Annotated in this window: 22 protein-coding genes; 13 read left to right on the forward strand and 9 right to left on the reverse strand. The window is 55.9% G+C overall.

The window, feature by feature from the left end; all coding sequences use genetic code 11:
- Window positions 1-88: 88 nt before the first annotated feature.
- Genes WDB70_RS04800 through WDB70_RS04810 form a run of 3 tightly spaced genes read left to right on the forward strand, consistent with a single transcriptional unit; the run spans window position 89 to window position 2,797 of the window.
- Window positions 89-1,450 (forward strand): class II fumarate hydratase, encoded by a 1,362-nt coding sequence (locus WDB70_RS04800; RefSeq protein WP_406667147.1) that lies wholly within the window; start codon window positions 89-91, stop codon window positions 1,448-1,450.
- Window positions 1,443-2,390 carry a CorA family divalent cation transporter gene (locus tag WDB70_RS04805; protein WP_406667149.1) on the forward strand — a complete coding sequence of 316 codons (948 nt, stop codon included), beginning with the start codon at window positions 1,443-1,445 and terminating at the stop codon, window positions 2,388-2,390. Before WDB70_RS04800 ends, WDB70_RS04805 begins: the two co-directional genes overlap by 8 nt.
- Window positions 2,391-2,434: 44 nt before the next feature.
- On the forward strand, window positions 2,435-2,797 hold the full coding sequence (locus WDB70_RS04810; protein ID WP_406667151.1) for a hypothetical protein: 363 nt from the start codon (window positions 2,435-2,437) through the stop codon (window positions 2,795-2,797).
- Between the two features lie 24 nt (window positions 2,798-2,821).
- Here WDB70_RS04810 and WDB70_RS04815 read toward each other — a convergent pair whose 3' ends face one another.
- The gene (locus WDB70_RS04815) at window positions 2,822-3,640 is read right to left on the reverse strand and encodes a zinc-dependent peptidase (RefSeq protein WP_406667153.1); all 819 of its coding nucleotides are present in this window, start codon (window positions 3,638-3,640) and stop codon (window positions 2,822-2,824) included.
- A 96-nt stretch (window positions 3,641-3,736) separates the two neighbouring features.
- Between WDB70_RS04815 and WDB70_RS04820 the strand changes: the two genes are divergently transcribed.
- From WDB70_RS04820 to WDB70_RS04830, 3 genes are all read left to right on the forward strand, one after another.
- Window positions 3,737-4,150, forward strand: a complete 414-nt coding sequence (locus WDB70_RS04820; protein ID WP_406667155.1) for a CBS domain-containing protein — start codon at window positions 3,737-3,739, stop codon at window positions 4,148-4,150.
- Window positions 4,151-4,227: 77 nt separating this feature from the next.
- Window positions 4,228-8,085: an ATP-dependent RNA helicase HrpA gene (hrpA, locus tag WDB70_RS04825; RefSeq protein WP_406667157.1), complete on the forward strand. Its 3,858-nt coding sequence runs from the start codon at window positions 4,228-4,230 to the stop codon at window positions 8,083-8,085.
- A gap of 32 nt (window positions 8,086-8,117) precedes the next feature.
- Entirely contained in the window at window positions 8,118-8,750 is a 633-nt protein-coding gene (locus WDB70_RS04830) for an ankyrin repeat domain-containing protein (RefSeq protein ID WP_406667159.1), read from the forward strand.
- A 12-nt stretch (window positions 8,751-8,762) separates the two neighbouring features.
- Here WDB70_RS04830 and WDB70_RS04835 read toward each other — a convergent pair whose 3' ends face one another.
- The 4 genes from WDB70_RS04835 to rimO all read right to left on the reverse strand — a co-directional run bounded on the left by WDB70_RS04835 (window position 8,763) and on the right by rimO (window position 13,423).
- Complete coding sequence (locus tag WDB70_RS04835) at window positions 8,763-9,158, reverse strand: Hsp20/alpha crystallin family protein (protein WP_406667161.1); 396 nt, start codon at window positions 9,156-9,158, stop codon at window positions 8,763-8,765.
- Window positions 9,159-9,225: 67 nt separating this feature from the next.
- Window positions 9,226-10,416 (reverse strand): class I SAM-dependent rRNA methyltransferase, encoded by a 1,191-nt coding sequence (locus tag WDB70_RS04840; RefSeq protein WP_406667163.1) that lies wholly within the window; start codon window positions 10,414-10,416, stop codon window positions 9,226-9,228.
- A gap of 66 nt (window positions 10,417-10,482) precedes the next feature.
- A complete protein-coding gene (locus WDB70_RS04845; protein WP_406667165.1) occupies window positions 10,483-11,991 on the reverse strand; it encodes a methyl-accepting chemotaxis protein in 1,509 nt (502 codons plus the stop codon).
- Window positions 11,992-12,103: 112 nt separating this feature from the next.
- Window positions 12,104-13,423 carry a 30S ribosomal protein S12 methylthiotransferase RimO gene (gene rimO, locus WDB70_RS04850; protein WP_406667167.1) on the reverse strand — a complete coding sequence of 440 codons (1,320 nt, stop codon included), beginning with the start codon at window positions 13,421-13,423 and terminating at the stop codon, window positions 12,104-12,106.
- 192 nt (window positions 13,424-13,615) lie between these two features.
- On the opposite strand from rimO, the gene ribA reads away from it, so the two are divergent.
- Complete coding sequence (gene ribA, locus WDB70_RS04855) at window positions 13,616-14,257, forward strand: GTP cyclohydrolase II (RefSeq protein ID WP_406667169.1); 642 nt, start codon at window positions 13,616-13,618, stop codon at window positions 14,255-14,257.
- A gap of 41 nt (window positions 14,258-14,298) precedes the next feature.
- Here ribA and WDB70_RS04860 read toward each other — a convergent pair whose 3' ends face one another.
- Entirely contained in the window at window positions 14,299-14,703 is a 405-nt protein-coding gene (locus tag WDB70_RS04860; protein WP_406667171.1) for an H-NS family nucleoid-associated regulatory protein, read from the reverse strand.
- Between the two features lie 105 nt (window positions 14,704-14,808).
- The gene (locus WDB70_RS04865) at window positions 14,809-16,437 is read right to left on the reverse strand and encodes an electron transfer flavoprotein-ubiquinone oxidoreductase (protein ID WP_406667173.1); all 1,629 of its coding nucleotides are present in this window, start codon (window positions 16,435-16,437) and stop codon (window positions 14,809-14,811) included.
- 176 nt (window positions 16,438-16,613) lie between these two features.
- Here WDB70_RS04865 and WDB70_RS04870 point away from each other — a divergent pair, with 176 nt between their 5' ends.
- The 6 genes from WDB70_RS04870 to WDB70_RS04895 all read left to right on the forward strand — a co-directional run bounded on the left by WDB70_RS04870 (window position 16,614) and on the right by WDB70_RS04895 (window position 22,566).
- Window positions 16,614-17,363, forward strand: coding sequence for an electron transfer flavoprotein subunit beta/FixA family protein (locus WDB70_RS04870; protein ID WP_406667175.1), 750 nt, complete (start codon window positions 16,614-16,616; stop codon window positions 17,361-17,363).
- Entirely contained in the window at window positions 17,363-18,289 is a 927-nt protein-coding gene (locus WDB70_RS04875) for an electron transfer flavoprotein subunit alpha/FixB family protein (RefSeq protein ID WP_406667177.1), read from the forward strand. Before WDB70_RS04870 ends, WDB70_RS04875 begins: the two co-directional genes overlap by 1 nt.
- Before the next feature lie 89 nt (window positions 18,290-18,378).
- On the forward strand, window positions 18,379-18,960 hold the full coding sequence (locus WDB70_RS04880) for a thymidine kinase (protein ID WP_406667179.1): 582 nt from the start codon (window positions 18,379-18,381) through the stop codon (window positions 18,958-18,960).
- Window positions 18,961-19,003: 43 nt separating this feature from the next.
- On the forward strand, window positions 19,004-20,095 hold the full coding sequence (gene proB / locus WDB70_RS04885) for a glutamate 5-kinase (protein ID WP_406667181.1): 1,092 nt from the start codon (window positions 19,004-19,006) through the stop codon (window positions 20,093-20,095).
- Between the two features lie 42 nt (window positions 20,096-20,137).
- The gene (locus tag WDB70_RS04890; protein ID WP_406667183.1) at window positions 20,138-20,701 is read left to right on the forward strand and encodes a heme NO-binding domain-containing protein; all 564 of its coding nucleotides are present in this window, start codon (window positions 20,138-20,140) and stop codon (window positions 20,699-20,701) included.
- On the forward strand, window positions 20,698-22,566 hold the full coding sequence (locus tag WDB70_RS04895; protein WP_406667185.1) for a putative bifunctional diguanylate cyclase/phosphodiesterase: 1,869 nt from the start codon (window positions 20,698-20,700) through the stop codon (window positions 22,564-22,566). The genes WDB70_RS04890 and WDB70_RS04895 overlap by 4 nt, the downstream gene beginning before the upstream one ends.
- Window positions 22,567-22,604: 38 nt before the next feature.
- On the opposite strand, the gene WDB70_RS04900 is transcribed toward WDB70_RS04895, so the two are convergent.
- Together WDB70_RS04900 and WDB70_RS04905 are read right to left on the reverse strand one after the other, a co-directional pair.
- A complete protein-coding gene (locus tag WDB70_RS04900; protein WP_406667187.1) occupies window positions 22,605-23,258 on the reverse strand; it encodes a CoA transferase subunit B in 654 nt (217 codons plus the stop codon).
- 3 nt (window positions 23,259-23,261) lie between these two features.
- Window positions 23,262-23,954, reverse strand: coding sequence for a CoA transferase subunit A (locus WDB70_RS04905; protein ID WP_406667189.1), 693 nt, complete (start codon window positions 23,952-23,954; stop codon window positions 23,262-23,264).
- Window positions 23,955-23,960 lie beyond the last annotated feature (6 nt).

The raw sequence follows: 23,960 nt of genomic DNA on the forward strand, positions 1-23,960 counted from the left end.
CCTATGCTGACATCAGCCTGAGCTGGTTTTCTGGTCAGGGTGACATGGCCTTGTATCAGTGGCAGGGTGAGCAAAAAAGGAGGGAGCGATGAGCAAAGTAATGAGCGACTCCATGGGCGAGGTCACCCTGCCTGACGACGCCCTCTACGGCCCCCAGACCCAGCGCGCCAAGGATAATTTTCAGATCTCCGGGCAGCCATTGCCCTGGCGTTTTTTGGCCAGTCTGATTGAAATCAAACGCGCAGCGGCACAAACCCACCTGACCTTGCAACTGCTGAGCGAAGCGCAGGCCAGCGCCATCATTAAAGCTGCCGACCAGTTGCTGGCCGATGCACCCATGGCGGCTTTCCCGGTGGATGTTTTTCAAACAGGCTCCGGCACTTCCAGCAACATGAACGTCAATGAAGTCATTGCCAACCTGGCGGGGGCTGACATCCACCCCAATGATCACGTCAACATGGGCCAAAGCTCCAACGACACGGTGCCTTCAGCGTTGCAGTTATCGGTGCTGCAAGGTATCGAAAAGCAGCTGCTACCGGCACTGCAGCAGCTGGTAGCCAGTATTGAAAAACGGGCCAGGGAATTGGATGGCGTGGTTAAAACCGGCCGAACTCACCTGATGGACGCCATGCCATTGACCTTTGGTCAGGAGCTGACGACCTGGCAAGTGCAGCTAGAAGCCGTGGCAAGCGCACTGCGCCAAGCGGGAGCCTCGCTCAGCGAACTGCCGTTAGGAGGCACAGCCGTGGGCACCGGTATTAATGCTCACCCTCAGGCTGCCGGTGGCATTTGCCGCCGTTTGAGTCAGCGTTTACAGCTGAACCTGCAAGCCCATGACTGGCCTTATGCCAACATGGCTGGCCAGCAAGCAGCTCTGGCTGCCTCTGCGGCCCTGCGGCAACTGGCGGTCGTGTTGATGAAAATCGCCAATGACTTGCGCTGGATGAACTCGGGGCCCTTGGCCGGGCTTGGCGAAATCGCGTTGCCGGCGCTACAACCGGGTTCCAGCATCATGCCGGGTAAGGTTAACCCAGTGATCCCGGAAGCCGTTACTATGGTCGCCGCGCAGGTCATGGGGCTGGATAACGCTAACGCGGTAGCGGCCCAAAGTGGTAATTTTCAACTCAATGTGATGTTGCCGTTGTTGGCCATGAACTTGAACCAGATGACCGACTGGCTGACCGAAAGCTGCCGCCATCTGGCTGACAAGGCCATCGCCGATTTCACTGTCAATCAACAACGGCTAGACGAAAACCTGGCTCGTAATCCCATACTGGTAACGGCACTGAACAGTGAAATTGGCTACCAGAAAGCGGCAGCCATCGCGAAACAGGCTTATGCTGAAGGCCGGCCTATTATTGAGGTGGCCAAGGAACAGACCAACCTGGGCGAAGAGCGGCTTAAAGCCCTGCTCGACCCCGCTAAATTATGCAGGCCCAACGATGAATGAATACGGTTTCTGGCTCGACAGCCGTGAGGCCCTTGATGATACCGCAATAAAAGCCCTCCCGGCCTTTACGGAGCGGCCCTGCTGGTTACACCTGAACCGCACTGACAATGGCCTTGAAAAGGCTTTTATCCGGCATTTGCCGACCCATCTGGCGGTTGCTGCGCTGGCTGAAGAAACCCGCCCGCGCTGGCAGTGGGAGCACGATGGCACCTTGCTGCTGATCATGCGCGGTATCAACTTCAACCCCGGCAAAGAAGCTGAAGATATGGTGTCATTGCGCTGTATTGTCACCGGCACGAGCTTGATCACTTTGGCTGGCCAGCGCTTGAAATCCGTTGATGAAGCGGTAGCGCGGCTGACTCGAGCCAATGAAGCTGTTGACCAATGGCAAATGCTAGGCGACATACTGCGTAACCTGGTGCGTGGCGCCGATGAACATTTGAAAACCCTGACTGGCGGCTTGCTGGATATGGAAATGGCCTGGCTGGAGCACAAAAAAGACTTACGCTCAGCACTGATGGTGATGGAGCGGCGGCTATTGAGCTTACGCCGCCACATCGAACCGCAGCAGGAAATGCTGGACGATCTCAGTGACGAACTGGATGAAGTTTTGCCACCTAACGCCCGTACACAGCTGCTGGAAATCCTCGATCGCATGACCCGCCTGCTGGAAAGTCTCAACTTACTGCGTGAGCGCATCAAGTTGCTGCGGGACGATATGAACGCTGAGCGTGACGCGCAGATGAACAAGACCTTGTATCTGCTGTCGATTGTGACTGCCTTATTTCTGCCGTTGTCGGTGATTACCGGCTTTTTCGGAATGAATGTAGGTGGTTTACCCTGGTTGGAAGACAAACATGGCACGCTGTGGGTCAGCTTGTTGATGGCGGCCAGTGTTGCTTGCTCTGTGTTGTTGATGTGGTGGCGGCGTTGGTTTTGAGCAGGTATCATGGCGGCTGATTTTATTAGCCCTAGAGAGGCGTCATGCTTAAGCCACGGCAGCAGGCCAAAACCATCGTAAACCGTCCTGCGCAAGGAAATATTTTGCCTCAGCACCAAATCCTTGGTGAGGATGAATTGGAACTGCGCGAAGATCTGATTGCTGAGTTTGGCTGGCAGCAGGGTGATCACCTGCTGGTGAGTCGTGAAGGTGGCAGCCTGTTGATCACCAACTTGTCTCAGCGTGACGTGGCCATGACCCGTTTTCACCGGGAAGCGAAAAGTATTTTCCGTAGCCTCGAAGATCCTGAACTGGCGTTACGCCGCGTGCGTATTTTCCATAACGGCAAGCTGGTACAAATACTGGAAGCCGATGACCATGAGTGTGACGAGCACTGCGCACACTAAATGAAGCCGCCTTCGGGCGGTTTTTTAATGCCAGTGGCGAGTATCCAAGCCATAAAACACCATCAGCAGGCTATATACCGCCGGCTCTGTCTGCGCCAGCGCCGCGCCGCGCTCAAAAAAGAGCTCCGATAACACCGCAAAGAATTCCGCTGGGTTGGTGGCCCCGTAAGGGTCAATGAGGCCGTGGTGACCGGCAGCGACGGCATGCTGGTGGCGCTGAAAGGCTTCACTGAAGGTTTGCTGCCAGTGCTGCGCCTGTAGCTGAGTGGCTTGCAGTGGTGCGCCGGTGGCCGCCCCTTTGGCTTGATCAAGCTGGTGAGCAAACTCGTGCACCACCAGATTTTCACCATCAAAAGGGTGAGCAGCTGAGCGCAAGCAACCAGCCCAGCTCAGTACTACCCGGCCATCACGCCAGGCTTCGCCGGCCAAGTGTTTGCCCTGAGTATCCACTACCCCTCCGGGGAGCCATTGCGGTTGGCGGTTAATAAAGTCATTTGGATACAGGTACACGGTGTGCACGTTAGGGTAGGCTGGTTCATCACGACCAATCAGCAGCAGGCAGGCCTGCGCGGAGATCAGTAAGCGCATCCGCGTTTCTATCTCCAGACCTGCACAACCAATAAATTCCACACGACTCACAAACGCTACAATCAAGGCGTCCAGCTTCTGTCGCTGGCGAGCCGGCAGCCGTGAGTATAAAGGCATATCACGGGCCAGCTGGCGGCGCTGGGGATCCGTTAGCGGCCGCTCCCGGCTTTTAAAGTAAGCTTGTTTCAACCGCTCGCCATAAAGCCACCAGCTGATCAGCGCCGCCCCGATAAACAGCAAAACCGCTATTGCCACGTTTCGTCTCCTTGTTTTAAATCAAGGTGGGGCCTGTCCTGGCAAAACACAATAGGACTATGCTGTAGATATTGGGGACGTAAAAAGAGGTGCGTTATGGCGTCATTAACGATTCGCGATCATATGCAGCGGCATCCACTGACACTGGAGCCGGATATGCCCGTTGCGCTGGCGGTAGAAAAACTATTGGCCGGTACCCAGACCGGCGCGCCGGTTGTAGACAAGCAGCTTCGGCTGGTGGGCTTTGTGTCGGAACAGGACTTTCTGGCCAAGCTGATAGAGTCCAGTTACCACTGTGAGTTAGTGGCGAAAGTCAGTGATGTGATGCGCACTGACGTACTGACCGTCGGGCCTGATGATTCGGTACTGGAACTGGGGCAACAAATGACCGGCCAGAAACCGAAAATCTACCCGGTGATTGAAGATGGTGTGCTGGTCGGCATCATCAACCGCCGGCAGGTACTACGGGCCATGGATAACCACCTAGAAACCTGTTTTAAAGCCAGCTAAGGCGGTGGCCCGGGCCTTTCTTGCCCGGCTGCAATCCAGTAGCATTGGGCGGTTCATTCCCGGCCCAATGCGTTTTCATGTCTGACTCATCACTGCTTACCCAACTTCACGAAGTGCCCAGCCTGGATCGCGGCCGTTTGCGCCGGCGTATTGAAGGGGCGCAAAAAATTGCTGACCCTGACAAGCGCAGCGCGACATTGGCGATGTTGGAAAAGGAGTTGGCAAAAGCCAAAGGTCGGCTGGCGGCTCGTAAAAACCGGCAGTTGCACCTGGACTACCCGCAGCAGTTGCCGGTGGTGGCAGCCCGCGATGACATCAAAAAAGCTATTGCCGAACACCAGGTGGTGATCATCGCTGGGGAAACCGGTTCCGGGAAAACGACCCAGCTGCCGAAGATCTGCCTGGAGCTGGGCCGGGGAGTGGATGGCCTGATTGGTCATACCCAGCCGCGGCGGCTGGCCGCACGTTCGGTAGCAGCTCGACTGGCCGAGGAGCTAAAAACCGAATTGGGCGGGCTGGTTGGTTATCAGGTTCGCTTTACCGATCACACCCGGGCTGAAACCTGCGTCAAGCTAATGACTGACGGCGTTTTGCTGGCGGAGATCCAAAAGGATCGGCTGCTGCGCCGGTATGACACCTTGATTATTGACGAGGCCCACGAGCGCAGTCTTAACATCGATTTTTTGCTGGGCTACCTGAAAACCATTCTGCCCAAGCGCCCTGATCTGAAAGTCATCATTACCTCCGCCACCATCGACCCGCAGCGCTTTTCCCGGCACTTTAACGAAGCGCCAATGCTGGAGGTTTCCGGGCGTACCTACCCGGTCGAAGTGCGTTACCGCCCAATCACCGATGAAGAAAAAGACAAAGATCAGCTCCAGGCGATCTTCGATGCTGTTGATGAGCTGTACCGTGAGGGGCCACGCGGCGACATTCTGATTTTCATGAATGGTGAGCGGGAGATCCGTGACACCGCCGATGCTCTCAATAAGCGCCAGTTGCGTCACACCGAGGTGCTGCCATTGTTTTCACGGCTGTCGGCGGCAGAGCAAAACCGCATTTTTTCGCCCCATGGCGGGCGGCGCATTGTGCTGGCAACCAACGTTGCCGAAACATCGCTGACCGTGCCGGGCATCAAGTATGTGATTGACCCTGGTACTGCTCGCATCAGCCGCTACAGCTATCGCACCAAGGTGCAGCGCTTGCCGATTGAGGCCATCAGCCAGGCCAGTGCCAACCAGCGTAAGGGCCGGTGTGGCCGGACAGAGCCCGGTATCTGTATTCGCCTGTACAGTGAAGAAGACTTTATGGGCCGCAGTGAGTTTACCGAGCCGGAGATCTTGCGCACCAACTTGGCGGCGGTAATTTTGCAGATGTTGTCACTGGGGCTGGGGGATATCGAAGCTTTTCCGTTTGTTGAAGCCCCGGATAACCGCTTTGTCAGAGACGGCTTGAATCTGCTGGATGAGCTGGGGGCCATTGATGGCCGGACGCTGACAGACATCGGCCGGCAACTGGCTAAACTGCCGGTGGATACCCGCCTGGCACGCTGTCTGGTAGAAGCCAATCAGCGGGGCTGTTTACAGGAAATGCTGATCATCACTGCCGCCTTGGCAATTCAGGACCCGCGCGAGCGGCCTCTGGAGGCCAAGCAAAAAGCGGACGAGATGCACCGGCGTTTTGCCCACCCGGAGTCCGACTTCCTCGCTTTTGTAAACCTCTGGGCCTACAGCGATGCGCAGCAGCAGGCGCTGTCTAATAACCAGTGGCGCAAGCTCTGCCAGAAAGAATTTCTCAATTACGTACGGATGCGAGAATGGCAGGACTTGGTAGAGCAACTCGGTGATTTTTGCGATGAGCTGGGTTACCAGCTTAATACGGAGCCAGCCAGCTACGACGCCATTCACCAGGCCCTGTTGGCAGGGCATTTATCGCACCTGGGCTTTAAGGATAAAAACCGCGAGTACCTGGGCGCCCGGCAAAGCCGCTTTTTACCGTTCCCAGGCTCAACCATCGATAAAAAACCAAAGTGGCTGATGGCCGCCGAGCTGACGGAAACATCGAAGCTTTTTGCCCGCACCCTGGCCCGGGTTGAGCCTGAGTGGGCAGAAGCCTTGGCGGGGGAGCGGGTCAGCCGCAGCTACGCCGAACCGCACTGGGAAAAAAACCGCGCGAACGTCATCGCCTATGAGCAGGTTAGCCTCTATGGCCTGGTTTTGATCCCGCGTCGGCGGGTGGACTTCGGCCGCATACAACCGGCCGAGGCCCGGGCTATCTTCATTCGTAGCGCCCTGGTGGAAGGGGAATTTAAGTGCCGGTTGCCGTTTTTTCGCCATAACCAGCAGTTGATCAGTGAGCTGCAGGGGCTGGAAGATAAGTCCCGGCGCCGTGACATCCTGATTGATGATGATTTACTGGCGACACTGTATGACCAGCGCCTGCCAGAGAATATTTTTGATGGCCGAACCCTGGACCGCTGGTGGCGCCGTGCCGATGAAGCCAGCAAAAAGGCACTGTTTTTCACCGAAGCGGATTTATTGGCCCAGGATCCGGACCATGTTACCGCCAATGCCTTTCCTGACAGCTGGCAGCAGGGCAACCTGCGGTTGCCGTTGTTGTACCGCTTTGAACCGGGCCATGATGATGACGGTGTGACGGTCCAGATCCCGCTGGCCGCCTTAAACCAGGTGCAAGCCGACGGCTTTGACTGGCAGGTGCCGGGGCTGCGCGAAGAATTGGTGGTGGCGCTCATCAAGGGCTTACCCAAGCCAGTGCGGCGCAATTTTGTGCCGGCGCCCAATTATGCCCAGGCGGCGCTGGCCCGGCTGACGCCGCTGGACGGGCGGCTCATCGACAAACTGGCTGACGTGCTGCGGCAGATCACCGGCATTCGTACCGACCCGGAACTCTGGCAGCAGGTTGCCTTGGCGCCCCACTTGCGTATGCGTTTTGCCGTAATGGATGAGGCTGGCAAAGTGCTGGCGGCTGGGCGCGATTTACCGGTACTCAAAGGTAAGCTGGCCGGGCACATCAAAGACAGTTTATCGAAGGCGGCCAGCCCCGGTATTGAGCAAACAGGTTTAACCAGCTGGTCTTTCCCGGCTCTGCCGAAGCAGTTCGTCGAGCAGCGTCAAGGCTTGGAAGTACGCGCTTATCCCGCCTTGGTGGATGAACAAGACAGTGTGGCCATTGCCCTGTTTGATACCCCGGAGGCGCAGCAACAGGCGATGGCCAAAGGCTTGCGGCGCTTGCTCCTGCTGAATGTGCCATCACCGGTAAAATACCTGCAGGAGAGCTTGCCCAATAAAGCCAAGCTGGGGCTTTATTTTAATCCTTTCGGCAAAGTAGGCGATCTCATCGAAGATTGCATTGCGGCGGCTATCGATAGCCTGATTGCTGGCCAGGAATGTCAGGATGCACAGCACTTTGAACAGCTCAAAGAGCGGGTGCGGGCCGAGTTAAACGACACTGTGGTGGCCATTGCCGCGCAAGTGGAGCAAATTCTGGTGCGCCACAATGCCATTAAAAAGCGTCTCAAGGGCAAAACCGACCTTTCTGTGGTCAGAGCCCAGGCTGATATTCAGGCCCAGTTGGACGGCTTAGTTTTCAAAGGTTTTGTCACGGCGTGCGGTGCGCCACGGTTAGGTGACATGCAGCGTTATTTGGATGCCATCAGCCGGCGGCTGGAGAAACTGCCGATTGACCCAAATCGCGATCGTCTACAGTTGGCCAAGATTGATACGGTAATGGCGCGTTGGCAGCAGTATGCCAATAAAACCCCCAAGGGGGTGGCAAGGCCGCAGTGGTTGACCCAGGCTCGCTGGATGATAGAAGAGCTGCGAGTCAGTTACTTTGCCCAGCAACTGGGTACCCCATATCCGATATCAGACAAGCGTATCCTCAACTTCATGGAAGAGCAGGCGAAAAGCAGCTAACGTAAAAGAAAGTTCACCTAGGACGACGGCAAATGGAAAAAGCCGCATTTTTTGCCGCCATTGCAGATGGCAATGAGCTGAAGCTGCATGACTTGCTGAAAAAGCAGCCCGGGTTGATTGCCAGCCGTTACCAGGGGGCCAGCCCGGTACTGTGGGCTTGCTATCACCGTCGAAACGCTATTGCCAGGTTACTGGCAGGCAAGGTGGATCTGGATATTTGGGAAGCAGCCTCCATGGATGAGCTGCCGCGGTTGCTGAGCCTGCTGAAAATGGAACCTGCATTGATGTCGCTACTGAGTGAAGACGGTTATTCCCCTTTGCATCTGGCGGCTTTTTTTGGCTCGGTGGCCTGCCTGGAAACCCTGATCTTCTATGGTGCTGATGTCAATATGGTCGCGGATAACGACAGTGCCGTCACACCCTTGCACAGCGCCGTCGCTAATGCTGAACAAAATGGCCGCCTGGCGTGTGTAATGGCCTTGTTGGCAGCCGGTAGTAAGGCCAATGCGCGTCAGCAAGGCGGTTTTACACCTTTGCATACTGCTGTGCAGCGTGCTGATCCGGTGGTGACCCAATGCTTACTGGCCGCGGGGGCAGATGCGAGCCTGGCCGCTGATGATGGCCGCCGACCGCGGGACTTTTTCCCCACAAAAAACCCCGCCTGAGCGGGGTTTTTCTTACTGAACCTCGATGCGTCTGGGCTCATCAGGGGTGGTGCTTTTCGGTAGGGCAAGAATTAATAGACCACTGTCAAATCGTGCTTCAATGGCATCAGTATCAACCCCTTCAGGCAGGCTGAAGGTACGGCTGAAACTGCCATAACGACGTTCCGTGCGGTGATTGGTGCCCTTGTCCTGACGGCTGCGCTCACCGCTGACCGTCAGTAAGCCGTTATGTACCGCCACGTTGATCTGCTCTTTGCTCATGCCGGGCACTTCCAGTGCCAGATGAAAGGCTTTGTCGTCTTCGTCAATATCCACTGCCGGCAGCCACTGACGGCTCGAATGCGGTTGCAGGTAGCGGTCGACAAAATTGTCCATATCGCGAAACGGATCCCAGCTAAGTAACGCCATAATGCACCTCCAATGAATCGATGGGGTCGCTATAGATATGGCGTCTTCTGGCTAAATTTCAAGCAGCTCAATCGAACTGTACGACCAAACCCTTGAGATAAAGCCCTTCTGGGTAACTGAGACTGACCGGGTGATCGGCCGCTTGTGTCAGCCAGCGTTGGATCTGCCCCTGGCGGCCCGCATCCAGGGCGGCATCAGCGACCAGTTTCTGAAACAGGTTCATATCCAGAAGGCCGGAACAGGAGAAGGTCAGCAGCGTGCCGCCAGGCCGTAACAGTTTTATGGCCTGTAAATTAACGTCCTTATAGCCGCGGCAGGCCGACTTCAGATTGGCTTTGCTGTCTACAAATTTCGGCGGGTCCAGCACGATCACATCAAACTGCCGGCCTTCTGTTTGATAGCGGCGCAGCAGGGCAAATACATCTTCTTTGACAAAGGTACAGCGGCTGGCGTCGAGCTGGTTGAGGGCCAGGTTATCGGCTGCCAGCGCCAGTGCGGAACTGGAGACATCCACCTGGGTGACGCCCTTGGCGCCGCCTTGCAGGGCATAAACACCAAAGCCTCCGGTGTAGGAAAAGCAATTGAGCACCTCGGCGTTTTGCACATAAGGCAGCACCGCCGCGCGGTTATCACGCTGATCGAGGTAATAGCCGGTTTTATGGCCCTGCAGTAAATCAACCCACAAAGACAGGCCGTTTTCACGAATGGCCACCCGTTCCGGCAGGTTGCCGCTGAGGGTTTGCACCAGTGGCTCCAGGCCTTCCTTACGGCGCACGTCCACATCCGAGCGTTCATGAATAACCAGACCGGGGAACTGTGCCTGCAAGGCTGCCACAATGGCGGCGCGCCAGGTATCCGCGCCAGCGGACAGCAGCTGGCAGACCAGCACATTGTCGTAGCGATCAATGGTGACGCCGGGCAGGCCGTCGCTTTCTGCTGCCACCAGGCGATAACCGGTTAGGTCATCACGTGTGATCAGCGCCTGGCGGCGTTGATAAGCTGTTGCGATACGGCGCGCAAAAAAGGCGTCGTCAACAGCTTCTTGCTGCTCAAAAGTCCAGATGCGAGCGCGGATCTGCGATTGCGGTGAATATGCGGCGCGGGCCAGCCATTGCCCGCTACTGCTGTATATCTCGACGTTATCGCCGGCTTTGGGCTTGCCTTTGATGTGATGAATCGCACTGGCAAAAATCCAGGGGTGGCGGCGCTTTAGTGATTTTTCCCGGCCTTCGGCCAGAACCAGAGCATTACGGGGCATCAGCAAGCCTGTAAGGTAAGCAAGAAGGGCCTGGATTGTAGGCCCTTGCCCGCTAAATAAAAAGGCTCAGACCGTCAAGCCTTTGAGGGTTTCGGCCAGCCGATCCGACAAACCTTTCAGTTCGTTGGTGCCGGAAGCATTATTTTTGGCGGCATCTTCCACAGACAGTGATTGTTCGCGCACCTCACTGATGTTCGCGGTAATGTCCTCGGCAACGGCGCTTTGCTGTTCGGCGCTGGCGGCGATCTGCGCCATCATTGAAAAAACCTGTTCGGCGTGGGTGTTGATGGTATGCAGATCCTGCCCGGCTTGCGAGATCAAGGTGCCGCCATGTTCGGCCTGCTGAACCGTGTTTTCCATTATCCGGCTGACGTCATCGGTGCCACTTTGCAGGGCTTCGATCATCTGCTGGATTTCGACGGTAGCCTGCTGTGTACGGGCCGCCAGGGTACGTACTTCATCGGCAACCACCGCAAAACCGCGGCCTTGTTCGCCGGCCCTGGCGGCTTCAATGGCGGCGTTGAGCGCCAGCAGGTTGGTTTGCTCAGAAATGGCGTTAATGGTTGTTACCACTTCATCAATCCGGCTGGCGTTGTCATTCACTTTGGCCACCGCATCGCTGGCAGCAAAAATTTCCTTCGATAACTGCTCAATGGCACTGATGGTGTGCTGGATATTATCGGTTCCTTTGGCCGATTCCTCCGAGGCGCGCTGGGTTTCCGTGGAGGCGCTTTCGGCGTGGTGTGCCACTTCTTTGACAGCCGCGCTCATTTCTTCCATGGCGGTGGCCAGGGAGTCAAGGCTCTGGCGCTGCCCCTGAGCCAGGGCTTGGGTATCGGTGGATTCGTTTTTAAAGCGTACCGCGGCGTCACTAAGGGTGTCAGAAACGGCTTTGATGACTTTCACCATGTCATGCTGGCGGCTGGCCAGTTTATCGATGGCAATTGCCAGGGTGGAAAATTCATCCCGCACCGGCAGGAAATTCAACCGGAAGGTTAAGTCCCCATCGGCGACTCGAGTCAGAGCCTGCACCTGGCTGAACAGGGCGCCGCCGATAAAGGTGGTGATGTAGTAATTGATCACGCCCAGTATCGCCAGCGCAATACTGAGCATGATGGCGTAGGGTTCAGCTACATCCCAGAAGGGTTTGGCGAGCAATGGGTGCTGCTGTGCCAGTAACCAGGGTTTTCCGGGCACATCAGCGGCGGCGACCAGCATCTGATCAGCGGTCAGCAGCGCGTGGCTGCCCAGCTTATCGGCATCAACCTTGATGCCCGGGTAGCCACTTAAGGGGCTGCCATTTTTGTTCAGTAACTGAAATTCCTTACCGGCAGCGGCGAGAATTTGCCGCGCCTGGGCCTCATTGCCAATGCTAAGGACATGGGCCATGTCCGTTACTTCTTTTTGCATTAGCTGCTGTTGCGCCAGTTCATCGGATTGCATGTCGTTATGCATGCCAATGGCGGCAAAAATCAGCAGGGCGATGATCGGCAAGCCCAGCAGTAACAGCAGTTTTTCCTTGAGGGTCAGATGGATGAGGTAGCGATCAATCCAGCGAAACTTCACTTCACGCATGGTATGTCCTTTGACGGCAAGAAATCGAATGGTTCATTGATGTTATCGCCACTATTTACGCAATTTTTATGCCGATAAAAAGAAAAACCGGCCTGATGGCCGGTTTCTTTTTTTATGCTTTATCAGCAAAGAGGTCGTATTCGTCGGCGGCAGTAATGGTGGCCTGGATGATGTCACCGCTACTGAGGCCACCGGCTGTGCTGAGATAGACCTGGCCGTCGATTTCCGGGGCGTCACCTTTGGTGCGGCCAATGGCACCATCGGCGTTAACCTCGTCGATGATTACATCCAGGGTCTGGCCCACCTTGCGCTGTAACTTGGCGGCGCTGATGCGTTGCTGCGCCTCCATGAAACGGGCAAAGCGTTCCTGTTTGACGGCTTCATCCACTGGGTTAGCCAAGGCATTGGCAGCTGCGCCTTCCACTGGGCTGTAGGGAAAGCAGCCAACCCGATCCAGCTCGGCCTCGGTAATGAAATCCAGCAGCATTTGAAAGTCGGCTTCGGTTTCCCCGGGGAAGCCGACAATAAAGGTGGAGCGCAAGGTCAGGTCCGGTACCTGCTGACGCCAGCGCTGGATGCGCTCCAGGGTACGTTCGACTTGGCCTGGGCGTTTCATTTTTTTAAGAATGTCCGGGCTGGCATGCTGCAATGGCATATCCAGATACGGTAATACCTTACCTTCTGCCATCAGCGGAATAATGTTGTCGACGTGTGGATAAGGGTAGACGTAATGCAAGCGCGTCCAAATACCCAGTTCCGACAACGCATTGGTGAGCTGGTACATATCGGTTTTAACCGGACGACCATTCCAAAAATCCGTGCGGTGTTTGATGTCCACACCGTAGGCCGAGGTGTCCTGACTTATCACCAGCAGCTCTTTGACGCCGGCATTCGCCAGCCGTTCGGCTTCGCTGAGTACCTGACCGACCGGCCGGGAAACCAGATCGCCGCGCATACTGGGAATGATGCAGAAGCTGCACCGGTGGTTACAGCCCTCGGCAATTTTCAAATAAGCGTAATGACGAGGGGTCAGCTTGACGCCCTGGGGCGGCACCAGGTCCACGAAAGGGTTGTGCTGGCGGCGGGGCCGGGGCAAATGCTGGTGCACCTTTTCCAACACCGCTTCATAGGCATGAGGGCCGGTGATGCCCAGTACATGGGGGTGAATTTCGCGGATCTCATCCTCTTTGGCGCCCAAACAGCCGGTGACGATCACTTTGCCGTTTTCTTTCAGGGCTTCGCCTATTGCGTCCAAAGACTCCTGCACGGCACTGTCGATAAAACCACAGGTATTAACAATAACCAGGTCCGCATCTTCATAGCTGGGTACGATCTGGTACCCCTCTGTGCGTAGCTGGGTCAGGATCCGCTCCGAATCCACCAAGTTTTTTGGGCAACCCAGGCTAACAAAGCCGATGGTCTGGTGAGTCATGCACTACCTCTGGATCTGTTTGGCACGAAAAAACGCCATAGTGTACTCAACGGCGCAGCGCCTTGCATCCGTCAGCATCGACAAACGAGCTGTTGCAGTTAATCGGCTAATTCGATGCACAACCATGGACGGCGCTGTTATATCATAGCGACAGCGCCCCTGCGGGTGCTCAGATGCTGTGTAGAGGTAGTAATGACTGATAATGCAACGCCGGTAACGATTCGTCGTCAGGTGCAGATCCCGGTACTGGGAGGCCGTTATATGGCCACTTTTGTCACCTTTGATAACTTGCCCGATGGCAAAGAGCATTTTGCCGTTGTGCTGGGCGACTGGCAGCAGCCGCAACCCTTGGTGCGGTTGCATTCGGAATGTGTCACCGGTGATGTGTTTTTATCCGCCCGCTGTGACTGCGGCCCACAACTGGAAGAAGCCATTGTGCGTATTGCCGCGGAAGGGGGGGTGATCCTCTACCTGCGCCAGGAAGGGCGTGGCATCGGTTTGATTAATAAACTCGACGCCTATGCGTTGCAGGACCAGGGCATGAATACCTACGAAGCGAATCGCGCGCTGGGTTTTGCCGATGATCAGCGTGATTTTGCGGTAGCTGCCCAGATGCTCAAGGCTCTGTCAGTCAATGATATTCGCCTGTTAACCAATAATCCGCGCAAAGTCGAACAGCTGGCAGCGCATGATATTCAGGTAGCAGACCGGGTGGGTACACGGGTTTATCGAAATGATCACAATGCCCGCTACCTGGCTGCGAAAAAAGAAGAAGGGCACCATGCTCTGGAACACGACAGTGAAAACTGCTGCCCGTTCCATGGTGAGCATTAAAAAAGCCGCGCAGTGCGCGGCTTTTTTCTTGGTGGCGGCGATTACTTGATCAGGTAATCGTCCAGGTTGCCACCGTTATCAACAATCGCCTTGAAGACGCGCGGCATCCGGCCAATGCCAGTCCACAGGTGCTCTTCACCGTCTTTTACCAGGCGGTACTTCGGTGGGCGCTTAACGCCTTTACCACCACGACGCGGTGCCGAAGCGGTGCTACCACCGGTAATTTCTTCTGGAGAAATACCGGCTTCGGCCATGGCCTTACGCAGCTCATCAATTTTTGCCAGACGTTCGGCATTTTCTTTTTCGCGAGCTTGTTCTTCTTCTGCACGCTGAGTAATGATGGCGTCCAGCTTGCCTTTAATTTCTTCCAATTCCTGAACGGTCAGTTCTTTTGTTGCCGCATTCAGGCGACGTTGATTGCCAAGGATCTGCAAAAAGTCAGACATCGTTATGCCCTTTTTATTTAGAGAGGTAATTTATCTGTATTTTAAAAAGGCTTTTTATTTTTGCAAGTCATAAAAAGAAAAAGGCAGCCAATTGGCTGCCTTTTTTTACATATTGGGGTAATTGGGGCCGCCGGTGCCTTCCGGAGTTACCCAGCGAATATTCTGCGACGGATCTTTAATATCGCAGGTTTTGCAGTGAATACAGTTTTGCGCATTGATTTGAAAACGGGGCTGGCCCTCTTCTTCAATTACCTCGTAAACACCAGCCGGGCAATAGCGTTGAGCCGGCTCTGCGTATTGGGGCAGGTTGACGCTGATGGGGATTGTCGCGTCTTTAAGTTGCAGATGGCACGGCTGATTTTCTTCATGGTTGGTATTGGAAATAAACACCGAACTCAATTTGTCGAAACTGAGCTGGCCGTCGGGTTTTGGGTACTGGCGCGGCTGGTGTTGCGCCGCCGGCTCCAGCTGCTGGTAGTCGGCTTTGGGATCCGACAGCGTCCAGGGGAGCTTGCCGGCAAACAGGTTCTGTTCCAGCCAGTTATAGGCACCACCCAGCAATGGCCCCCATTTATGCAGCGCCGGGCCAAAGTTGCGGGCTCGGTACAGCTCATCATAAAGCCAGGAGGCTTTGAAACGGGCATTGAAACTGTCGGCGCTGAGCGGCGTGTCACCTTGCCGCTCGGCAATAATGGCTTCGGCGGCCAACATGCCGGATTTCATGGCAGTGTGGCTGCCTTTGATTTTGGCAAAATTTAGGGTGCCGGCATCGCAGCCAATCAACATGCCCCCGGCAAAAACCGTCTCGGGCAGGGCATTGAGACCACCTTTGGCAATGGCCCGGGCACCATAACTGATCCGCTCACCACCTTTGAGGTATTGGGCGAACAGCGGATGCTGTTTCATACGCTGGAACTCATCAAAAGGCGACAGGTAAGGGTCACGGTAGTTGAGATCAATGATCAAACCTACCGACACCAGATTGTCTTCCAGGTGGTAAAGAAAGGCGCCACCGCTGGCGGTTTCGTCCAGCGGCCAGCCGCCGGAATGGATCACCAGCCCAGGTTGGTGTTGCTCGGCCGGAATTTGCCATAACTCTTTGAAGCCAATGGCGTAATGTTGTGGATCTTTGCCTTCGGCGAGATTAAAGCGTGCCAGTAGTTCTTTGCCCAGATGCCCACGGCAACCTTCCGCAAAGAGAGTGTGTTTGGCCAGCAATTGCATGCCTGGTTCGTGTTGTGGGCCGGGCTGGCCGTCTTTGTCGAGCCCCATGTCTCCGGTTTGAATACCCAGCACCCGGTCGTCGTCACCGTAGACGACCTGCGCGGCTGCAAAACCGGGGTAGATTTCCACTCCCAGGCTTTCGGCCTGTTCTGCCAGCCAGCGGCAGAGGTTGCCGAGGCTGATAATGTAGTTGCCGTCATTGTGCATGGGCTTGGGGATTGCCCAATTTGGCAGTGCTTTTTGGCTGTTTTCACTGAGCAGGTAGAGTTCGTCTTTTTGTACGGCGGTGTGCAGCGGGGCGCCGCGTTCTTGCCAGTCCGGAAACAGTTCGGTCAGTGCCCTTGGTTCAAACAGCGCGCCACTGAGAATATGGGCGCCAACTTCGGAGCCTTTTTCTACTACACACACCATCAGTTCCGGGTCCTGCTGTTTAAGACTGCAGGCGGCGGCCAGGCCGCTGGGGCCGGCACCGACGATGACAACGTCAAATTCCATGGTTTCGCGTTCCATGAGAGACTCCTGATAAAGCGGTTAAAAACCGTGCTGGCCCAGAAAAAATGCGGACTGCTGCACTGCTCTTATCTGTCGGTTTCAAGTTGACGTTTACGTTAACAGGAAGTATTTTGGCGGTAAAGCTGGGGCCGCTCTGAATGGCCCCAAAAATACAGCCTCAGAGGATACCGCCAATGAAGGTGCTGGTCGCAGTCAAACGCGTCATCGATTATAACGTCAAAGTCCGTGTTAAAGCGGATCAAAGCGGGGTCGATCTGGCTAACGTCAAGATGGCCCTGAACCCTTTTTGTGAGATTGCCGTGGAAGAAGCGGTGCGCCTGAAAGAGCAGGGCACTGCCAGTGAAGTGGTGGTTGTCTCCATTGGTGCTGATAACAGCCAGGAACAACTGCGCACCGCTTTGGCTCTCGGCGCTGACCGGGCCATTCTGGTCAAAGCCGAAGATGGCCTGGATTCGCTGCATGTGGCCAAGCTGCTGGCAAAAGTATGTGACCAGGAGCAACCGGAGATGGTGATCCTCGGTAAACAGGCTATCGATTCTGACAATAACCAGACTGGGCAGATGCTGGCGGCGTTAAAAGACTGGCCACAGGCCACCTTTGCTTCCGAAGTGAAAGTGGCTGAGGGTGAGCTGGAAGTGACCCGGGAAGTTGATGGTGGCCTGGAAACGGTGGCGGTGACACTGCCAGCGGTGGTGACCACTGATCTGCGCCTTAATGAGCCGCGCTATGCGTCGTTGCCCAACATCATGAAAGCCAAGCGTAAGCCGCTGGAAGTGATCGATGCCGCTGACCTGGGAGTGGATCTGACGCCGCGGGTGAAAACCCTGAAAGTCACCCCCCCACCGGTGCGTCAGGGCGGCGAGCTGGTCGACAGCGTAGATACCCTTATCGATAAACTGCGTAACCAAGCGAAGGTGATCTGATGAGCATTCTGGTTATTGCCGAAAACGACAACACCCATCTCAAACCGGAAACTGCCAAAGTTGTGGCGGCAGCCCAGGCGATGGGCGACGACCTGCACCTGCTGGTGGCGGGCCACAACTGTCAGGAGGTTGCCAATGCTGCAGCTCAACTTCATGGTGTCGCTAAAGTCCTGGTGCTGGATGACGCGGCGTTTGCCCACCCGCTGCCAGAAGCCCTGAGCCAAGCCATTGTGGCGCTGGCCGGCGGTTACAGCCACGTGGTTGCGGCCAGCTCCACCACCGGTAAAAACCTGATGCCGCGTGTCGCCGCCAAGCTCGACGTGGCGCAGATCTCCGACATTATCAAGGTTGAAAGTGCCGATACTTTCCAGCGCCCCATCTACGCTGGCAACGCCATTGCCACAGTACAGGCGCTGGATGCGCTGAAGGTGGTCACGGTACGGCCCTCGGCTTTTGATGCCGTGGACGGTGGCAATGCTGCTCCTATCGAAGCGCTGGAAAACAGCAGCAGCTTTGCTGGCAGCCGTTTTCTGCGGGCACAGCTTACCGAAAGCGAGCGGCCAGAGCTGGGCAGTGCCCGAGTGGTAATCTCCGGTGGCCGAGGTCTGCAAAACGGTGACAACTTTACCCTGCTGGAAAAGCTGGCGGACAAACTGGGCGCGGCTATTGGCGCCTCCCGGGCGGCGGTTGATGCGGGTTTTGTACCCAATGACTGGCAGGTTGGCCAGACTGGTAAAATTGTTGCCCCGGATTTGTATATTGCCGTCGGCATCAGTGGTGCCATTCAGCATCTGGCGGGTATGAAAGACTCCAAGGTGATTGTGGCCATCAACAAAGATCCGGAAGCGCCCATCTTCCAGGTGGCTGACTATGGCCTAGTGGGCGATCTGTTCGAGATTGTCCCGGAATTGACTGACAAACTCTGATTGCCTCGCCTATCGGAATACAAAGTGCGCCCTGGTGGCGCACTTTTTTGTGGCCGGGTAAACTGCCCGGTGACAATAAGGAACCTTTCATGGCGCAGCTGTATTTTTATTACTCGGCAATGAATGCCGGCAAGTCCACATCGTTACTGCAATCGGCCTACAACTACAAAGAGCGGGGCATGAACGTGCTGCTGTTTACCGCTGCTGTTGATGACCGTACCCAGGTGGGGGAGATCAGCTCCCGTATCGGCCTGAAAAGCGAAGCCCAGGTTTTTGATGGCAACAGTAATCTCTATGCCGATGTGCTGGGGCTGTCACACACCCAGCAAATCCACTGTCTGTTAATTGATGAAGCCCAGTTTCTGAACAAAGCACAGGTGGCGCAGTTGTGTCGTATCGTCGATGAGCTGCGGATCCCGGTGTTGGCCTATGGCCTGCGCACCGATTTTCGGGCCGAACTTTTTGAAGGAGCGCATTACCTGCTGGCCTGGGCCGATAAGCTGGTGGAGCTGAAAACTGTCTGCCATTGTGGCCGCAAAGCCAACCGGGTGTTGCGGGTCGGTGCTGATGGCCAGCCCATCAAAGAAGGGGCGCAGGTAGAGATCGGTGGTAACGACCGTTACGTCTCGGTGTGCCGCCGCCATTACCTTGAGGCATTGGCAAGAGCCTGAGGGCACAGTATAAACAGGCTATAGCCCTTGGTGGAGACAGCCTGTGATTGTGGTCGTTAAATTCGGTACCAGTGTATTGACCGGGGGCACTAACCGTCTGGATAAAGCCCATATGGTAGAGCTGGTACGCCAATGCGCTGGCGTACAAGCTGCTGGCCATCAGTTAGTGTTGGTCACCTCCGGTGCGGTCGCGGCTGGCCGGGAGCAGCTCGGCTGGCCGGCACTTCCTGATGATTTGCCTCACAAACAGATGCTGGCGGCTATCGGTCAGGGGCAATTGATTCATCTTTGGCAGCACCTGTTTGGTCTGTACGGCCTGCAGGTAGGCCAGATGCTGCTGACCCGGGCCGATCTGGAAAACCGGGAACGCTACCTCAACGCCCGTGATACCCTGGCGACCTTACTGCAACACGGCGTCATTCCGCTGATCAATGAAAATGACGCAGTCGCCACCACAGAAATCAAAGTAGGTGACAATGACAACCTGTCGGCGCGGGTAGCCATTGTTGCTGGCGCGCAGTTGTTATTGCTGTTGACCGATCAACGAGGGCTATTTACCGCAGATCCCCGTGCATGCCCGGACGCGCAACTGATAGAAGAGATCCAGCACATTGATGCTTCCTTGCAGGCACTGGCGGGCAATGCCGGTGCGCAGGGCACAGGGGGCATGGTGACCAAGTTACAAGCAGCGGATGTTGCCCGCCGTGGCGGCATTAGTGTCGTCATTGCCAGTGGCCACCACCGGGATGTTATTGCCGGTGCCATTGCCGGTAACAAGGTGGGTTCACGTTTTTTGCCGGTAGCCGAGCGGCTGGAAAGCCGTAAGCGTTGGATCCTAGCCGGGCCACCGGCAACAGCTACCTTGCAGATTGATGCCGGCGCAGGCCAAGCACTGCTCGAGCGCGGGGCCAGCTTACTGCCCAGTGGTATTGTTGCTATTCAAGGGCGCTGTCAGCGTGGCGATGCGGTGACAATCTGTTGTAACGGCCAGCGCCTGGGTATCGGTTTGGTTCGTTACAGCAGTAGCGAACTCAGTAAACTGGCAGGGCAGCAATCGAGTGCTATTGAAAGCTTACTGGGTTTTGATTGTGGCCCGGAAGTGATCCATCGAGACGATTTCGTCTTACTGCAATAACGTGGTTTTATTGTCAGCTGTTTTTTATTCCCGGAGGTCGTTGTGGTTGGGTACATCCAGTATGTGTTGGTTGGATTGGTTCGGGAATTAGGTGGCGAGGATGCTGTTACTACGGTATGCCAAAAAGCCGGCCTGACAACGGCGCCGAGTTTTCGTATTGATACCGACTATAGCGACAGCGAGTGCCTGGCCCTGATAAAAGCCACCGGCGAGCACTTTCAACTGACCAACGAACAGCTCTACGCTGCTTATGCCGATGGCTTTATCCTCGCCGCGAAAAGACAGTTCCCGAAGTTTTTTGCCATGGCCAGCTCCGCCAAAGACTTTCTCAGACGCCAGCCCCGCATTCATCAGACCCTGGCCTCCAGCATTCGCGATGCCGACACCCGCCAACAGGTGGGAGCCAAGTTTGAACTGGTCGAAGACGGTGAGCAGCTGGTTGTCCGTTACCATTCCAAAAATGGCCTTTGTGGTCTCTACGAAGCGCTTTTCCAGCGGCTATTAGAAGAATACGGTGAAACCGGCAGTATGACCCACCACCGTTGCCAGCACCGTGGCCATGATTATTGCGAGTTTTTCCTGCAATTTGATCGGGAGGCAGCGTGAAAGACGATGATTTACACCGGGAGTTAGATGCCATCGCTGACCAGCTTTGTCTCGCGGTTGATGATGACTTTTCCTTTCGGGTGCGCACGGAAAGCGAGCGGGTTGAGCTACAAAAACTGGCGACCCTGACGAACTTCTTGCTGGAATCTGTCGAAGAGAACGTTAATTCACTGAAGAATATTCAGCAGGATTTGGAAGCACGGGTAAAAGAACGCACCCGCCGGCTGAATCTTATTTTACGCGGTGCGGCGGTCGGCTTTTGGGAATGGGATCTGCACAAGCGCGAGGTCCGTGTCGTCAATAGCAGCCTGGTGATCGGCAGTGATGAAACCACCTTGTCGTTAGAAGATTGGCTAAAACGCATGCACCCGGCCGACACAGGCCCTTTTCAAAATGAATTACACCAGCACCTCAATGGCCTGACGCCACGTTTTGAAGCGCGCTTTCGGGCCGCCGACGGTTATGGTGGCTATCGCTTTTTTGAATGCCGCGGGATCAGCGACCGTGACCGGCAAAGCGGCGACGTGCTATGGATGTCCGGTACCCTGGCTGACATTACTCAGCAGCGCTTTACCGACGCTGCTACAGGCCTCGCCAATGCCGATTATTTTGAATTGATCGCCAATGAACAGTTGGCCAAAGGCAAGCCCGCGGCGATGGTCATGCTGAGTATCTCCAACCGCAATTTGCTGCTTGAATCACTGCCGCAAAAGGCGCTGAAAGAATTAACCGAGGCTTTTGTCAGCCGGTTACTGACCGTGATCCAGCCCGGGCAGTTGCTGTCTTCGCTGTCAGGCGGGTTGTACGGTTTGCTGGTGGCCGCAGACACAGAACCGTCATTACAGCAGCAGGTGAAAACCTTACTGCGGGTATTTGATGAACCTTTTACGGTTGCCGAGCAGCGCTTATGGCTGTCGTGCCTGGCCGGTGCCGTCGATATGACGGCCAATGGCATCAGCAGCGCTGAAGAGGGGATCAAAGCCGCCCAATTGGCACTACGTGAGGTGCGTAACCATCAGGGCAGTGATTACCGCCTCTATCAGGACAGCATGCGTGTTGTCAGCCAGCAGCGGCTTAATAGTGAGCAGTTGTTGCGTACGGCATTGCGCCATGACTGGATTGCTGTGTACCTGCAACCGCTGGTTGATTTTGAGCGGGGGCAGATCCATGGCTATGAAGCACTGGCCCGCATTGAGCATCCTGACGGCGAGGTCATTGGCCCGGGGCGCTTTATTCCCGTTGCCGAGGAAACCGGCCTGGTGCGCCAACTCACCCAGGTAGTGATGCAAAAAGCAGTAGCGATGATGAGCCACCCGGATATGCAGGCCCTGCACCCTGATGGCTGCACCATGAGTGTCAATTTGTCGGCCAGCGAGTTGCATGATCAGAATTTGCCGCAAAGTATCGCCACGTTACTGGCGCACTATGGTGTGCCAGCACAGCGCCTGAAACTGGAGCTAACGGAATCGGCGGTGATGGCTGACCCCGGTGCTGCCATTGGCATCATTCACCAGTTCCGCAAACATGGCATGAAAGTGGCGCTGGATGACTTCGGCACCGGCTATTCCTCGCTGGGGTATTTACGGCAGTTGCCGTTGGATATTCTGAAAATTGATCGCAGCCTGGTCTCCGGACTGGATCAAAGCCCGGAACAGTACGCCATCTTGGAGATGATCCTAGGACTGTCAGGGAAGTTGGGTCTGAAAGTGATTGTTGAAGGGATTGAAAGCACAGAAGAGTTACTGCAAGTCATGGCTATGGGGGGGCATTTCGGCCAAGGTTATCTCTTCAGCCGGCCGGTGCCGTTTAGGGAGCTGGGCCTGGCTCACCAACAAGTACGCCAGGTGTTTTCTACTCTGAAATAAAAAAGCCGCCTTAGCAGGCGGCTTTTTTGTGCTGTTTTTCAAACACCTATCTCTGGCACATCGTCGGCAGCAATCAGCTTGCCGGCGGTGGCGGCGCGAATGTCGTCAACACTGACCCCCGGCGCCCGCTCTTTGAGCACAAAAGCGCCGTTGTCGATTTCAAAATAGCCGAGGTTGGTCAGCACCTTTTTGATGCAGCCGGCGCCGGTCAGCGGCAGCTCGCACTGGTTTAGCAGTTTGGAATTGCCGTGCTTGTCGGTGTGCATCATGGTGACGATGATGTTGTCGGCACCGGCCACCAGATCCATGGCGCCGCCCATGCCTTTGACCAGCTTGCCGGGGATCATCCAGCTGGCAATGTTGCCCTGTACGTCCACTTCAAAGGCACCGAGCACGGTCAAGTCCACATGGCCGCCGCGGATCATCGCAAAAGACTCGGCAGAGTTGAAAAAGCTGGCGCCTTTGCTGGCGGTGACCGTTTGCTTGCCGGCGTTGATGAGGTCGGCGTCCACTTGGTCTTCGGTGGGAAAGGGGCCCATGCCCAGCAAGCCGTTTTCCGATTGCAGCATCACCTCGATGCCGTCAGGAATGTAGTTGGCCACCAGGGTGGGAATACCGATACCGAGGTTGACGTAGTAACCGTCTTTGAGTTCCTGGGCGACCCGGGCCGCCATCTGTTCACGTGTCAGCATGGCTTAGCTCCTTACCGTCCGTTGCTCGATGCGTTTTTCGAAGGTGCCCTGGATCACCCGGTCGACATAAATGCCCGGGGTGTGGATGAAATTCGGGTCCAGTTCGTCAACAATCTCTTCGACTTCTACCACCGTGATCTTACCGGCGGTGGCCATCATTGGGTTGAAGTTCATGGCGGTTTTACGGAAGGTGAGGTTACCGAACTTGTCGGCCTGCCAGGCCCGTACCAGGGCAAAATCGGCTGTCAGGCTGGGCTCAAGCACGTAATGGCGGCCGTCAATTTCTCGGGTTTCCTTGCCTTCAGCCACCGGTGTGCCGTAGCCGGTGGCGGTGAAAAAGGCCGGAATACCGGCACCGCCGGCGCGGATTTTTTCGGCCAGGGTGCCTTGTGGGGTCAGCTCTACGTCCAGCTCACCAGACAACATCTGGCGCATGAACTCGGCGTTTTCGCCCACGTACGAGGCCACCATCTTCTTGATTTGCTTGGTTTGCAGCAACAACCCCAGGCCAAAGTCATCGACCCCGGCATTGTTGGAAATGCAGGTCAGGCCCTTGGCGCCACTGTCGCGCATGGCGCTGATCAGCCCTTCGGGAATACCGCAGAGGCCAAAGCCACCGACCATCACGGTCATGTTGTCGCCAATGCCGGCAAGGGCCTCGGCGTAGCTACTGACGATTTTGTTAAATCCTGACATGTTGTT

The sequence above is a fragment of the Gallaecimonas aegicerasi genome, assembly GCF_045291545.1.
In the GTDB taxonomy this organism is placed as follows: domain Bacteria; phylum Pseudomonadota; class Gammaproteobacteria; order Enterobacterales; family Gallaecimonadaceae; genus Gallaecimonas.

What these genes read in the sequence shown, in the direction of transcription:
- WDB70_RS04800 (WP_406667147.1), top strand. Translation starts at nt 89, where the DNA reads ATGAGCAAAGTAATGAGCGACTCCATGGGCGAGGTCACCCTGCCTGAC.
- WDB70_RS04805 (WP_406667149.1), top strand. Translation starts at nt 1,443, where the DNA reads ATGAATGAATACGGTTTCTGGCTCGACAGCCGTGAGGCCCTTGATGAT.
- WDB70_RS04810 (WP_406667151.1), top strand. Translation starts at nt 2,435, where the DNA reads ATGCTTAAGCCACGGCAGCAGGCCAAAACCATCGTAAACCGTCCTGCG.
- WDB70_RS04820 (WP_406667155.1), top strand. Translation starts at nt 3,737, where the DNA reads ATGGCGTCATTAACGATTCGCGATCATATGCAGCGGCATCCACTGACA.
- hrpA (WP_406667157.1), top strand. Translation starts at nt 4,228, where the DNA reads ATGTCTGACTCATCACTGCTTACCCAACTTCACGAAGTGCCCAGCCTG.
- WDB70_RS04830 (WP_406667159.1), top strand. Translation starts at nt 8,118, where the DNA reads ATGGAAAAAGCCGCATTTTTTGCCGCCATTGCAGATGGCAATGAGCTG.
- WDB70_RS04835 (WP_406667161.1), bottom strand. Translation starts at nt 9,158, where the DNA reads ATGGCGTTACTTAGCTGGGATCCGTTTCGCGATATGGACAATTTTGTC.
- WDB70_RS04840 (WP_406667163.1), bottom strand. Translation starts at nt 10,416, where the DNA reads ATGCCCCGTAATGCTCTGGTTCTGGCCGAAGGCCGGGAAAAATCACTA.
- WDB70_RS04845 (WP_406667165.1), bottom strand. Translation starts at nt 11,991, where the DNA reads ATGCGTGAAGTGAAGTTTCGCTGGATTGATCGCTACCTCATCCATCTG.
- rimO (WP_406667167.1), bottom strand. Translation starts at nt 13,423, where the DNA reads ATGACTCACCAGACCATCGGCTTTGTTAGCCTGGGTTGCCCAAAAAAC.
- ribA (WP_406667169.1), top strand. Translation starts at nt 13,616, where the DNA reads ATGACTGATAATGCAACGCCGGTAACGATTCGTCGTCAGGTGCAGATC.
- WDB70_RS04860 (WP_406667171.1), bottom strand. Translation starts at nt 14,703, where the DNA reads ATGTCTGACTTTTTGCAGATCCTTGGCAATCAACGTCGCCTGAATGCG.
- WDB70_RS04865 (WP_406667173.1), bottom strand. Translation starts at nt 16,437, where the DNA reads ATGGAACGCGAAACCATGGAATTTGACGTTGTCATCGTCGGTGCCGGC.
- WDB70_RS04870 (WP_406667175.1), top strand. Translation starts at nt 16,614, where the DNA reads ATGAAGGTGCTGGTCGCAGTCAAACGCGTCATCGATTATAACGTCAAA.
- WDB70_RS04875 (WP_406667177.1), top strand. Translation starts at nt 17,363, where the DNA reads ATGAGCATTCTGGTTATTGCCGAAAACGACAACACCCATCTCAAACCG.
- WDB70_RS04880 (WP_406667179.1), top strand. Translation starts at nt 18,379, where the DNA reads ATGGCGCAGCTGTATTTTTATTACTCGGCAATGAATGCCGGCAAGTCC.
- WDB70_RS04900 (WP_406667187.1), bottom strand. Translation starts at nt 23,258, where the DNA reads ATGCTGACACGTGAACAGATGGCGGCCCGGGTCGCCCAGGAACTCAAA.
- WDB70_RS04905 (WP_406667189.1), bottom strand. Translation starts at nt 23,954, where the DNA reads ATGTCAGGATTTAACAAAATCGTCAGTAGCTACGCCGAGGCCCTTGCC.